This window comes from Nitrospira tepida, assembly GCF_947241125.1.
In the GTDB taxonomy this organism is placed as follows: Bacteria; Nitrospirota; Nitrospiria; order Nitrospirales; family Nitrospiraceae; genus Nitrospira_G; species Nitrospira_G tepida.
This window is the reverse complement of record NZ_OX365700.1, coordinates 3,074,661-3,088,136: the sequence shown is the minus strand read 5'-3', so window position 1 is coordinate 3,088,136 and position 13,476 is coordinate 3,074,661. Positions and strand designations below refer to the sequence as shown.

The window sequence follows — 13,476 nt, the reverse complement described above, 5'->3', positions numbered from 1 at the left end:
CGCTCATCACCGTGCGTCGAATCGTCGCGGAGTAAATAGGAATCAGGCTATGAGCGCGCTGGCTCTGGAACCGCGAGACATGCAGTGGCTGGAAAAGGGCGTGCTCGGGATCGAGTGGACCGACGGCCATCACGGTGTCTATCCCGTTCGTTTCCTGCGGCAACACTGCCCATGTGCGGCCTGTGTCGACGAGTGGACCGGTGAACGGCGACTCCAGCCGGATGATGTCCCTCTCCTCATCATGTTGCAGGATGCGGAGCCGATCGGGCGCTATGCGTTGAAATTCACCTTTAGCGACGGTCACGAGAGCGGGATCTATTCGTTTTCGCTGTTGCGTCGATTATGCCAGTGCGATATTTGCCAGCCGGTGAAGCCCGGAGAACCAAAAAGTCGCCGACTGCTGTAAACGACTCGATCGCGCAAGGACGAAGGAATGACACGTCAGAGGCTCCATGGTCTGCGACTCCATCCGATATGTTGGGTCATGGTCTTGAGCGTCGGTTGTCTGGGCTGCAGCGGTCTGCCGTCAATGAGCGAGCAGCGGCGTCTCATCGTCGAAGGTGGGCTACCGGTGCACAAAGTGTCGCGACAGGCGGTGCTCTTCGAGTGGGGGCCGCCGACCTATCAATCTGTCCAGCCGACTCAGTTCTTCGTGTTGTCCGATGCGAGTTGGATGCCTCATTTTCGTGTGAAGGTCGGCGAGTCTCCCCCCAATTGGGACCTCTCGACGGTGTACGGGGACGCCATCTTTTTGGCTTATGAGGAGCGGGAGACAGTGCTCGGGTTTTATCAGGAGCGCCTGGTGTATCGTGAGTCACTGGGGAGGGATCACATCCGAGCAATGGGAAAAATTTGGCAGCGAGAGGCCTTGTTCAAAACTCGTTTGGAATCCTCCGCGCCCTAACCATCCATTTCTGCAGGCGGACAGGCCGACCCAAACCCAATGAATATTCTTATGGTGACATCGGAGGCGGTACCCCTTGCCAAAACCGGAGGGTTAGGGGACATGGTCACCGGTCTTTCGAACGAACTGGCTCGTCGGGGACACGATGTCAAGATCATGCTCCCGGGCTATGCCTCGGTGGACGACCATGCGGTTTCGAAAGAGCCGCTCCGCACGGTCGACATTCCCATTCTCGGCAAGACCCAATCCGCGACCATTGAGCGTCTCCTGGTTCGGCGAGAACGGGCGGGCGGAGTCCTCAGCCCCGATTATGTGGTGGTTGGTCACGACGGGTTCTTCAATCGCCGAGGGTTGTATCAGGAGGGCAATCGAGACTATCCCGATAATCTCGCTCGTTTCGCCTTTTTTTCCCGGGCCGCGGTTGAATGGGTGCGAGCCTCCGCGGAATCTTCCGGATGGGTGCCGGATATTATTCATGCGCATGATTGGCAGGCGGCATTGGTTCCCTTGTACCTGCGTGCAGACAGGAAGCAGCGGGCCGGGCTAACGGAGATCCGGAATATTCTCACCATTCACAATCTTGGCTATCAGGGGATTTTCCCTGCCTCGGAATATGCGGAGCTAGGATTGCCTCCGAAGTGGTTCAGCCCGGCGTGGCTGGAATTTTTTGGATCCGTCAATCTGCTGAAGGGCGGCATCGTGGCATCCGATTGGCTTACCACGGTCAGCCCGACCTATGCCCGAGAGATTCAACTGCCGGAACTGGGTTTTGGGTTGGATGGCGTGTTACGTGAACGACACGATCGCCTTCTCGGGATCACGAACGGAATCGATATCGATCTGTGGGATCCGTCACGTGATCCGTGGTTGCCGTCCCGATACTCCGCCCAGGACCATTCAGGGAAGCGATTGTGCAAGACCGCGCTGCAACAGGAGATGCAGTTGCCGGTTGGCGACCACCCCTTGATTGGAGTCGTATCGAGACTTGTGGAACAAAAGGGGATCGACCTCGTTGTCGATGCTCTAGAGGACATGCCGTCCATTGATTTTCAGTTGGTCGTGCTGGGGACGGGCGACCCTCTCTTGGAGCGACGGCTAAGAAACTTGGAGGAAGCGCGTCCGACCCGCGTACGTGTCCGGCTTGGATTCAATGAGGAATTGGCTCATCGTATCCAGGCCGGCGCCGATATCGCCTTGGTTCCTTCTCGGTATGAACCTTGCGGGTTGACCCAATTGTGCAGTTTACGATACGGAACTGTTCCGGTCGTCAGGAAAACAGGAGGGTTGGCTGATACTGTGGCCGGATATCCGGGTGACGACTCTCAAACCCCGACGGGTTTTGTATTTGACGAGCCGACTCCTGATGCGTTTGCTCGAGCGTTGGGTCAGGCCCTACAGGTTTACAGAGAATCGGACTGGAAGAGATTAATCGAATCGGGCATGAAAGTGCAGGTCGGATGGGAAGAACCAGCTCGGCAGTATGAGGAGCTTTACAGGAAGTTGTGCGCTATCTAACGTACAATGGGCAATGGGAGACAGCCCGTAAATGGGTTAGTTGGGAAAAGATGAGGGACGCGACTGGTCTGCTGTTGCCTGCAAATCCTGATCGATCCGAAGAAGTCCGAATCGTGCCGCGTCGACATAATAACGCAACTCAGAGTTCTGAAGGTCTCTTAAGACTCGGCCAAACATGTCCTGCGCGAGGATAATGTGTCCTTGCCGATAGGCAATTTGTCCGGTGTGGAGGAGGCAATCTGCATTCATAGCGTGGGGATCGACAGCCAGCCTGGTTTTGAGTGGCTGGATGAATTTCGTCAACGTCCCCTGTGAAACTGAATCGTGATCGCCAGTTAGTACACCGCGGTCCCTGTGAAGGATCATCTCTTCCACCGTCCGAGCATGCCCGACAAGCTCATCTAGCCTTTCAGCCGACCGGCATGCCTGATAGGTTCTCCACATCTCCGCAAAGCTTGATCGATGGAGGAAGCTTGGGTCGGACTGACAGCCGGCAATGACGCCTACGAGCGACGCTAAAACGATGCACTGTATCCACATCCATTTGGAATTCGGGATCATGAGGGAAGAAGTGAGCAAGGTTCAGGCCATGGTGGATCATTCACAAGCCATTGAAATTAAATGACAATAAATACAACTGGCGCTGGATTAGCAATAAAGGTGGTGCGTTTGAACAACAGGTGTGGTTTATCGGAGACGGGGAACGAGTTACGAGCGGAAAACTTGGGCGAGGATACCGGTACGGGTGGTGGAATTTGTTTTGCGCATAATATGTTTGATGTGTTCTTTAACAGTTTGCTCCGTAATATTCAGGGCATTGGCAATCTCTTTGTTGGTCCAGCCCTTTGCCAAATGCTCAACTACGGCGTGCTCCCGGTTGGTTAATTGAAACCGTTCCTTGGCTTGCTCCGTATTAAATTGTTGACGGCGCCCAATTTCTTCCATCGTGATAACAAGGCGGGCGCTAGTAATGCCGCCTCGATCCGGGAGCCCAAAACCCCGGAGGAGAATTGGTTGCTCGGAGTTTCCGGCTACACGCTTCACTTCAAACTGTTCCCAGTCTTTGGCTTCGGTGCGAACCGTCAGTGCCTTAATGATCTCGGAAGACAGCTCGGTGAGCGCTGAAGGAAGGACGCCTTGTGCTTGCTTGCTGTTCTGTTTGCCATGTTCTGCTTCGTTAATCTTCCGGCACAGCTCCGATGCTTGACGGTTCATGTGGAGTAATTGCATTGATGAGGACAATACAATTATTCCGGGACCGGCTCGCTGTTCTGTGATCGCATCAATCTGGGGCTGCGATGTAGCGTTGCCTGGATAATCCTCAGGGGCCATGGGGATATTTGTTTACATTCGTTGTTGAAATGGGTAAGTTCGACTCTATGCCGAACATCAAGCATCTGCAGTGCCAATGGAAATAGTATCTAACACTTTCGAGGTAGTCAACTTGCTACTTTCGTATAGAACGGTATACATATAGGTTATTGTGCAGGATTGCCCCAGATCATAGTGTCTCCAATGTTTGTTGCCGCTTGACTCACACTACCTAGAAACCACAGATCATTAACCGATCTGTGGTATTGTGCGAATTTACTTTTTATATTCAATAACTTGAAAGGCGTTTCCACAAACCGTATTCATAAAGCTTCAATCGCGTCGCCTTGTCGTTCGATGTTATTTGTCGCACGCTTCTTGCACATTAATCAAGTTTTTAGCCATTTAGTAGAGTTTAGAGTTTATTCATTTGGGGAACCAAGAGAAATTAGAGGGAGTTATAGGCGTGGCTGCTGGTGATTGGGATTGGACAATACAGGATAACAATAGAGACCACAGCGAGCGAGTCGCCCTTCTGAGGCCCATTTCTTATGAGATCACGGCGCCCCTCAACGTTTCTCATGAAGGTCTGGTGCTTCAGGGGAAGGCCCTCTCACTGAATATCAGCTCCGGGGGCATGCTCGTTCTCATGGATCGAGAACCTCTCCTGGACCAGGTCCTCAAAGTATATGTGCCTACTCCTATTACTCAGGCAGAAACACCCACGCTGGCAGAAGTGCGTTGGACGCGACGGATGCCTTTTAGTAAGTCAACCGGCAATGGGGCTTTCTTCGTGGGGCTGAAATTTATTTTTTGATCGATCGTAAGGTTCACGTGCTGAAGAAAATTTACGGTCTTGGTGAGTCCGGATGGCTTTACGAACAAGGGCGCTTCACTGGTCATGGTTTTAGGCTTAAGGACTGAGCAGATCATCTGTGAAGGAATGCTTTCCTGCAATCGAAAGATGGGCAGAAAATTAGTAGGAAGGCATGACGTGGGGGATGCAATGAGGCTTTTGACAAGCGGTTTGATTTTCTTATCCCTTGCCGCATTCTGCGGAGTGGCGCATTCTGAAACCGGAGGAACCGCAGCGGCTTCAACAAGCCAAGCAGATGCTAAAACGCGGCATGTGAATGCTACGGCCGAGAATTCACAATTGATTGTGACCCCTGACTATATCTTGGGACCTGAAGATGTTTTGGAAATCGCCGTGTGGAAGAACAATGATCTGTCGAAACAAGTCCAAGTGAGGCCTGACGGCAGAATATCATTACCTCTCGTCGGCGATGTTTCGGCTGTGGGGAAGACTCCTTCCCAGCTAACCGATGAAATCTCGTCCCGGCTCAAGGCCTACATGGAGAATCCCACCGTATCGATATTGGTAAAGGAAGTTAAGAGTTATCAAATCTATGTCCTGGGCGAAGTGAATAAACCGGGAAAATATCCCCTGACGAGTAAATTGACTCTGTTGCAAGCAATTACCGTTGCCGGTGGATTCACACAGGTAGCGGCTCGCAATAAAATTGTAGTCTTCAGATACGGTAAGGATACCGAAGCGCTTACTAAAATAAAGGCCAGCTACGATGATATGGTGATTCGCGACGGGTCGAATCAGAATATCGAGCTAAGGCCTGGTGATTTGATTGTCGTGCCTTCGGAAACCATGGTCGTGCTCCCAAGCCGCTGATCCACTGTTTTTGTTGAGATCCTGTGCCAGCAATCGTCAAGGAGCAAGAAATAAGGTGATGCGAGTCGTAGCTATGATGCGCCTATGTGGTGGTTTTCGAGCGTCATCCAGGCTCGATGGGAGAGACCGGTGGTGTATTGCCCAGGTGAGTCTGCTGGTATGGATGCTTGTGCTCAGTGGGTGCTCGGGGACCCAGGTTGAGTACCCGGTGAAAGGGGCTACCCCAACAGAATTCCTCATTGGACCTGAAGACGTCCTGATCGTGAATGTGTGGCGCAATCAGGAGTTATCCAAGGAAGTTATTGTCCGGCCCGATGGGAAAATTTCGTTGCCGTTGATTGGAGATGTCCAAGCGGCAGGAATGACCGCACAAGCGCTATCAAAACGCATTGCAGACGGTCTTGCCGAATATATAGCGAGCCCAACAGTTTCCGTTCAAGTGAAGGAAATCAATAGCTACTATATCTATGTGCTTGGAGAAGTATCTAAGCCGGGAAAATACACCCTGAAGTCTTTTGCCACCGTCCTGCAGGGTATCTCCTATGCCGGAGGATTTACCACATTTGCATCGAGAAACAAGATGCATGTGCTCCGGATGGTCACCAATGGTCATGGAGAGCCGAAGCAGATTCAATTTCCTGTTCCATATGAGGATATCGTGCTCGGGAAAAACTTGGAGGCGAACTTCATACTCAAGGCTGGTGATGTCATTGTGGTTCCGTAGGCCAGCCTGGAGGAGGGCCGGGTGGATAATCGTCATTCAGTGCTCGGTGGCCTTGGCGACAATGATCGAGGTAGCAAGCGTGTCTGCGGAGACACGTCTGATTCCTCTGATTTCAATCACCGAAACCTACGATTCAAATGTGTGGTACGCGCCCAAGGAAGCGCTTGCCCCTGGTTTGAAATTGGACGATTTCGTGACCCTGGCGAATCCTCAGCTCTTGTTGGCCCATACCGGAAGATCCTTTAACGGATCCTTAACGTTGGCCGGAGTCTTTGCGAAGTATGTAAACAATTCGCAACTCGATTATGCCGGGTTTAATGCATCGGCCATGATGGATTTTCTCCAGTTGGGAAAGCGGATGTCTCCAAGAGTGAAAGCCTTGAATGTGTACGGAAGCTACCAATTCACACCGAGCGCCTCTGCTTTCGGAGGTGGAGGAGTCGGTTTTGCAGGGGTAGGGTTCGGTACAACCGGAACCGTGGGAACCTTAGGTCCGTTCGACAGCGGACTTGTCACCAATCGAGTGAGAATCACGTCATATACTGGGACGGCAAACACGGCCTATGCCCTGACTCCTCGAACCGACCTTCAGATGAGCTATTCGTATTCGCAGATCAGCTTCGGCGGTCAATTCGGTGTATCCAGTCCTGATGTCCAGAATCAATTGTTCAATACCACCACTCACATGGGACAGGTTGGGATCAATACGCGGCTCTCTCCAAGGGATTCTCTGACCACAAACTATTCGTACTCCATCTTCCAGCAACCACCGCTTGATGATTTTGACCTTCACACAGCAAGTCTCACCTGGTCTCGGACCTGGACCAGACAGCTCACGAGCAGCGTCGGTGGCGGTGCTCAGCTCATTCCTGGTTTTACCGATGTGAGTAGCGGCCGTCCTATCACGACCAAAGCCACCATTGGTCCGACGGCCACTGCGCTGATCACATGGAGTTCCTTCTCTTCCACCCTCCGCGACATTGGCCCTTATGGGGCATCGTTTGGTAGCGGATTGTTCGGTGGCTTGCCTCCGGTGCCTTGGAACGTCGGACAAGGGGGATCATTTAGGCCTGGCCAATACGCAATTTCGTTGAGTTACAACTATGCCGTCTTCCCAAGCTTTGTCGCGCAAGCTGGTCCTATGCACAGTCATGTGGCGGGCGCCCAGGCTCAAGTCGGAGTCATGGACAGAATGACCTTACAAGTGGGACTCAACTTTGCCAGAAGCGTTGGAACTCAACAGGCGACCACCTTTGCGTTCGATACATACGGAACAACGGCCTCGCTCAACTACTTAATTACTCCATCCTTTAGAGCGGCTCTTACGCACACCTGGCTTGAATTTGCAGATAAAAGTCCCGTGGTTATTTCGGAGCAAGGATTGTTCGCATTCTCCAAGCATATGGTGATGGTTTCGCTTTCCTATGCCTTTACTCCTGCGAGAGGTTTTTTCAGAAGCGGGGCTTTTCAGGATGTGGGATCCGGTAGTTCTGGCGGATCCCAGCGAGATGGCTCTCAATCGTCTCCCGGAGGAAGCAGCGGAGGAGAAAAATGAATGCCCGCTTGCTGACTCCTCAAGATTACATAAGGGCGCTCGCCAGTCATAAATGGCTGATAGTCGGCTCGGTGATCATGTGTACAGGCATCGCATGGTTGCTTTGCTTGTATCTCCCCAAAAGTTATCGCTCCACTACTCTGATGCTGGTAGAAGAGCCGAAAGTGCTGCATGTCCGGGGAGTGGATTCAGCTACTGATGGTCCATCCGCAGATAAGCTGGCTGCCCTCCACGAGCGTGTAACGGCCATGCGTCAAATTCTACTCAGTCGTAAGTTTCTAGCCCAAGTTGCGCATGAGCTTCACCTTTATGGATATGATAAGAATCTCACGACACCGATGGCTGAAGACGGTGTCGTGAAGGGTATGAGAGGGCTGATCAAAATCGAACTGTCCAAAGATCGGTCATTTTTGAATCTCTCCTTTGCTGACGAAAATCCGAAGATCGCCAGAGATGTGACGGCTCGGTTGGCCGAACTGTTTATTGAGGAAAATTCGCGCACGAAGGAGGAGATCGCGGAAACTTCCACCGAATTCCTGCAGCAAGAACTCGATGCACTCAAGATACAACTTGAAGCCAGAGAAAAGGCCATAGCGGAATTCAAAAAGGCCAATTTAGGCGAATTGCCCGAACAACTTGAGAGCAACCTCCGTGCCGTGGACAGACTTGAGGCTGAACAAGTTTCGCAGCGTGAAATGGTCAAAAGTTTTACGCTCCGGCTGGCCTCCTTGGAAAAGAGCATCCGAGATTATGAGGAGCAGGATGGTGATGAGGCTGGTCCGAGGCGGATTCGCGATCTCCGCTTGGCCCGTATCAAGGAACTAGAGAGAAGCCTTGTAGGGCTGACTGCCGTCTATAAGGAGACATATCCAGATATTGTTCAGATAAAAGAGGAAATTAGAAAGTTGAAGTCTATGACGACCGAAGAATATGTCGGGCAACTTCCCGAAGGAGATGATGGGAAACCGGAATCGGTCGGCAGGAAAAAAGGCAAGGGCAGGATTTTGGACCAACATCATGCCGACTTGTTACGGCAACGGGATGAATTGCTTCAACAAATCGAAATGGCGAAGACCAGGGAATCGCGCATCGCAGCGGAGATTCAGCGTTATCAGGTGAGACTTGATCGAGCCCCAATTCATAAGCAGAAGTTAATGGCGCTGGAGCGAGACTATGAGAATTTGCAGAAGAATTATCAGGCGCTATTGGAAAAGCAGTTGCATGCTGGAATTGCGGGCAATCTGGAAAAACGACATAAGGGCACTCAGTTTACTGTTATTGATCCTGCTAACCTTCCTGTCCTTCCCGAAAAGCCCAACATTTTTATGATCATGCTAGGAGGGATTGGGATCGGATGCGCTCTGGGGATAGGTGGTGCGATTGGTCTCGAGTTGTTGAGAAGAGGATTTTCCTCGGCTGACGAAGTGGAGTTGGTATTGGGATTGCCGGTTCTTGTTTCGATTCCCACCTATGAGAGCGCTTTGGGCGGAACCGTTCAACAGGTGGGGGGGGTGCTTCGTCAGCGTAAGAATCAACCTCTCTTGCATCAGAGCGGAGCTAGGCCACTATTGACTCAATATAAACTTGAGGGAGAGATTAAGAATGGGAAAATAAAAGGAGATCCATTGGCCGCAAGCAGAAATTCCCCAGGCCTCGAGTTGGTTACGATGTGGCGTCCCAGATCTCTTGTCGCAGAGCAGTTCCGAGTAGCGGCTACTCGCTTAGAGCTTATGGTCGGAGAGAGGAAAACGACCGTCATTGTGGTGACCAGTGCGCTCATGGGAGAAGGGAAATCATGTACGTCTCTCAACTTGGCCTATATTCTTGCACGTGATCTTGATAAGAAGACGGTCCTTGTTGACTGTGACCTTAAACGGCCCATGCAACATGTCTATGTCGGGACGGAATCGCGGCCGGGGCTCGTTGAGCTACTACATGGCGAAAGTACGCTGGAGGAGTGCCTCAAATTTCAGGAGGGGCTCGGATTTTGGATTCTTCCATCAGGTGCAGTTGGCGATGGCCCTCCAGCCTTATCAAAAATGCAGCAACTAGCGGATCTTCTGACCAACCTGAGGTCACAATTTGAATACATCATCGTTGATGCACCACCGATTTTGCCGTTGGCAGATATGAATGTGCTCGCCAGTATGGCTGATCTCGTGACCTTAGTCATTCGAGCGGGAACTACCGGTCGAGACGCGGTGCAGAAGGCGCTCAAGACAATTGGAGAGCAGAATCCATTGGCGATTGTCTTAAATGGCGTGGAGGTCCAGGACACTCCTTATTACATGCAACAGATGTACTATCACGAAGCCCCGCATGAGCAACTCAAGTAAGTCGGATCAAGGGCTAGAAATAGTCTCGCCTGATCTTTCGCACTCGTATCTGCCCGTCCCTCTTCGCTGGCCGGCTGTGAAGCGACGTGTGCTGATCCTTGGGGTTGGTCAGCTTGCCAAAGACCTATGTCAAGTTCTGGTTTCACGGGGAACCTGGTTCACTGAGGTTGTAGGATTTCTCGCTAAAGATCAGACACATGTGGGGGAATGTTTGGTTGATCTCCGGGTGATTGGGACATTTGACCAACTCTTTGAGGTTACTGAGCGATATCAGATCGATACGATCGCCGTGTGTCTTGAAGATCGACGGACTGTATTGCCCGTGCAAACTCTCCTTGATATGAAAGCTATGGGGTTGGATATCGTTGATGGGCATCATCTGTACGAGGAAGAATCGGGACGTCTCTCCATCGATCTGTTAAAGCCAAGCACGTTGATCTTTTCCACGGGCTTCAAGAGGCGTGTTGTCACAATGACCTTGAAGCGCTCTTTGGATGTCATGGTTGCCATAATGGGACTCATTGTGCTGTTTCCACTCATGGTGCTGTTAGGTCTACTTATCCGGATAGATTCGCCGGGTCCCGTTTTTTATAGACAGATGCGCGTTGGGCTGCGCGGTCAGCCATATATGATTTGGAAGTTTCGTTCAATGTCTCAGGACGCTGAAAAACATGGGGCAAGATGGGCGTCAGAAATGGATCCTCGAATCTCGCGTGTTGGGAGATTTCTGAGGAAATGGAGACTCGATGAGGTGCCGCAGCTCATAAATGTTCTGAAGGGAGAGATGAGCCTTGTAGGACCCCGCCCAGAACGTCCGGTTTTTGTTCAGGATCTCAGAAACGTGATCCCCTATTATGATTTGCGTCATACTGTGCGACCAGGAATCACAGGATGGGCGCAAACCCAATTTCGTTACGGCGCCTCTGCTGAAGATTCTCATGTGAAGCTTCAGTACGACTTATACTATGTAAAGAATCTTTCCCTGATGCTTGATCTGCGCATACTTGCCGGAACAGTGAAGGTTGTCATTTTCGGTGAAGGGGCACGATAAAGATCCTACTTATATGCCGAAGGAATTCAGGCCAGTGCACTGTCTTTCGTTTGACATCGAGGAGCATTTCCAGGTGTCAGCATTCGAGTCGCCGATACGAAGGCACAATTGGGATCTTTTTGAGAGCCGCGTTGAGAGGAATACGGATAAGATTTTGGACTTGATAGAGTTTAAGGGACTCAGAGCAACCTTCTTTATTTTGGGATGGGTGGCAGAACGTTGTCCTGCGCTTGTCAGGCGAATCTGTGCAGGTGGTCATGAGATAGCCTCGCATGGGTATGCTCATGAGCTGGTTACTTCGCAAGCTCCTCAAAAATTTCGAGAGGATATCAGGAAGACTAAGGCTATTCTTGAAGATTTGACCGGGCAGCATGTGTGTGGATATAGGGCCCCAAGTTTCTCCATTACAAACAAAAGCAGTTGGGCGCTGTCCATTCTTTGCGAAGAAGGATATGGATATGACACCAGTATAGTCCCGATCATTCATGATCGATATGGCATGCCAGAAGCTCCGAGCGTCGTGCACCAGCTTAAGACGGAATCCGGAATTATCTGGGAAATTCCACCTTCAACCGTTAGTATCTGTGGAATGAGAGTCCCAATAGGGGGGGGAGGATATTTTAGGATTTTCCCGTATTGGATGTTCAAGGCTCTTTTTCAGAAGGCCGAAGGAACAAATTCTCCACTTGTCACATATTTTCACCCGTGGGAAATTGACCCCGACCAACCTCGAATGAAGGGTTCACGCCTGTCGCGCTTCAGACATTATACCAACTTACATCGGACACATGAACGGCTTACGAGACTTCTAGACGATTTTGCATTTGCTCCGATCAAAGAAATAATCATCCCGGTACGTGAGATCTATGCGCGTATGGCGAAGAGGAACGAACCTAAGGGAATGGTCCGAGGGGAGCGGCAAGAAAATGATACTCTGTCTAATGTGGGTGCGATTCTGTGACCATCAATTGGGCACATAGCGTATTCAAAGCCACAATACGGACACGCATCTAGAACGAGTTGGCAGAGTCGTCTGGTGCCTAAATCAAGAGTGAAGTGATCCAGCTCGGCATGCAATTGGTGCAATTCATGCGCGAATATCGGGCTGCTGTGTTGCCGGCTACCCCACAGCACACCGCCAAGTAGCTACTGTCGAATTCTTCTCTCATCCTCATAATAATGTGTCGTAATTCCTGCGAGGAGTGGCTTCAACCTCAATAGGCTCAAGGGGCTACCGTATGGAGAAGGTCGAAACAATGCAAGTGCCCACCGTAATCATCGAATCCAATAAGCGTGTTCTAAGCTTCGGACTTGAGTCGCTGTGGAAATATCGGGAGCTACTCTATTTTCTGGCTTGGCGAGACTTGAAGGCGCGTTATGCCCAGACGGCAATCGGATTAGCCTGGGCCGTTCTCCAACCGCTCATCATGATGGTTGTATATACGCTCGTGTTCGGACGGCTTGCAAATATGCCATCGGATGGGCTGCCCTATCCGCTCTTTGCATATGCGGCGCTGGTTCCCTGGAGTTATCTTGCGAAGAGCTTAGATAGGAGCGGTTTCAGCGTTGTGGCAGAATCGAATCTCATCACCAAAGTGTATTTTCCTCGTATTGTGGTCCCACTCTCTGCCACGCTCGGCGGCCTCCTCGATTTTGCCATCGCGTTTGCTTTGTTGCTTATTCTGATGGCGTGGTTCGGTATCACTCCGACATGGGGCGTGTTGCTAGTGCCGGTTTTTATGCTGCTGACAGTCGGGACCTCTTTGGCCGTTAGTCTTTGGCTATCTGCCTTGTATGTGCGATATCGAGATGTCGGCGCAGCCGTTCCACTTATCACTCAATTATGGATGTTTGCGTCTCCTGTTGTTTATCCGTCCAGTCTCATCCCTGAGACGTGGCGGACGTGGTATGCATTGATCAATCCGATGGTAGGCGTGATCGATGGGTTTCGCTGGGCATTGCTTGGAACGCATCCGCCCCATATCGGAATGCTCTTGGCCAATGTGAGCACCATCTTTGTCGTGCTCTTGGGCGCCACTGCATATTTTAACCGCGTAGAACGAACATTCGCTGACGTCATCTAGCCCGCATTATTCATGAACGCTTCTACTGCAACCGCCGATATGCCGCTGCGACGAGCCAGCATGCGGCTTGCAGCGCATGCTGGCGGGCAGGCTCGCCCCTCAAGGCCTCGACATACTGTTTCAAGTATGCCTCACCCTCGGTGGGGCTCCGCGTGCCCGTCTCGCCTGGCGTCTTGTCGGTTTCGTCACGAACCGTCATGAATAATGCGGGCTAAGATGGACAAGGCAGCAGAGAACCTACGTGAAGTTGCCGGAGCTTGGAACGAGCCGCGCATAGAGCTGAGAATGCTATCTCAGTTCGGACGAAGT

Annotated in this window: 12 protein-coding genes; 11 read left to right on the top strand and 1 reads right to left on the bottom strand. The window is 51.4% G+C overall.

Annotated features, from left to right (window positions below):
• The first annotated feature begins 49 nt into the window (after positions 1-49).
• The 3 genes from QWI75_RS14600 (at position 50) to glgA (ending at position 2,419) form a co-directional block, all read left to right on the top strand.
• Complete coding sequence (locus QWI75_RS14600) at positions 50-406, top strand: gamma-butyrobetaine hydroxylase family protein (protein WP_289269315.1); 357 nt, start codon at positions 50-52, stop codon at positions 404-406.
• 165 nt (positions 407-571) lie between these two features.
• Entirely contained in the window at positions 572-904 is a 333-nt protein-coding gene (locus QWI75_RS14595) for a hypothetical protein (protein WP_289269314.1), read from the top strand.
• 51 nt (positions 905-955) lie between these two features.
• Positions 956-2,419: a glycogen synthase GlgA gene (glgA, locus tag QWI75_RS14590; protein ID WP_289269313.1), complete on the top strand. Its 1,464-nt coding sequence runs from the start codon at positions 956-958 to the stop codon at positions 2,417-2,419.
• Positions 2,420-3,127: 708 nt separating this feature from the next.
• On the opposite strand, the gene QWI75_RS14585 is transcribed toward glgA, so the two are convergent.
• Positions 3,128-3,751, bottom strand: coding sequence for a response regulator transcription factor (locus QWI75_RS14585; RefSeq protein WP_289269312.1), 624 nt, complete (start codon positions 3,749-3,751; stop codon positions 3,128-3,130).
• Between the two features lie 445 nt (positions 3,752-4,196).
• Between QWI75_RS14585 and QWI75_RS14580 the strand changes: the two genes are divergently transcribed.
• The 8 genes from QWI75_RS14580 (at position 4,197) to QWI75_RS14545 (ending at position 13,167) form a co-directional block, all read left to right on the top strand.
• The gene (locus tag QWI75_RS14580; protein ID WP_289269311.1) at positions 4,197-4,547 is read left to right on the top strand and encodes a PilZ domain-containing protein; all 351 of its coding nucleotides are present in this window, start codon (positions 4,197-4,199) and stop codon (positions 4,545-4,547) included.
• A 42-nt stretch (positions 4,548-4,589) separates the two neighbouring features.
• Entirely contained in the window at positions 4,590-5,417 is an 828-nt protein-coding gene (locus tag QWI75_RS14575; RefSeq protein WP_289271654.1) for a polysaccharide biosynthesis/export family protein, read from the top strand.
• Positions 5,418-5,625: 208 nt separating this feature from the next.
• Complete coding sequence (locus QWI75_RS14570) at positions 5,626-6,141, top strand: polysaccharide biosynthesis/export family protein (RefSeq protein WP_289269310.1); 516 nt, start codon at positions 5,626-5,628, stop codon at positions 6,139-6,141.
• A gap of 79 nt (positions 6,142-6,220) precedes the next feature.
• Positions 6,221-7,696, top strand: a complete 1,476-nt coding sequence (locus QWI75_RS14565; RefSeq protein ID WP_289269309.1) for a porin family protein — start codon at positions 6,221-6,223, stop codon at positions 7,694-7,696.
• Positions 7,693-10,032, top strand: coding sequence for a GumC family protein (locus tag QWI75_RS14560; protein ID WP_289269308.1), 2,340 nt, complete (start codon positions 7,693-7,695; stop codon positions 10,030-10,032). The genes QWI75_RS14565 and QWI75_RS14560 overlap by 4 nt, the downstream gene beginning before the upstream one ends.
• Positions 10,016-11,083: a TIGR03013 family XrtA/PEP-CTERM system glycosyltransferase gene (locus tag QWI75_RS14555; protein ID WP_289269307.1), complete on the top strand. Its 1,068-nt coding sequence runs from the start codon at positions 10,016-10,018 to the stop codon at positions 11,081-11,083. The genes QWI75_RS14560 and QWI75_RS14555 overlap by 17 nt, the downstream gene beginning before the upstream one ends.
• On the top strand, positions 11,067-12,044 hold the full coding sequence (locus tag QWI75_RS14550; protein WP_289269306.1) for an XrtA system polysaccharide deacetylase: 978 nt from the start codon (positions 11,067-11,069) through the stop codon (positions 12,042-12,044). The genes QWI75_RS14555 and QWI75_RS14550 overlap by 17 nt, the downstream gene beginning before the upstream one ends.
• Positions 12,045-12,321: 277 nt before the next feature.
• Positions 12,322-13,167: an ABC transporter permease gene (locus tag QWI75_RS14545; protein WP_289269305.1), complete on the top strand. Its 846-nt coding sequence runs from the start codon at positions 12,322-12,324 to the stop codon at positions 13,165-13,167.
• Positions 13,168-13,476 lie beyond the last annotated feature (309 nt).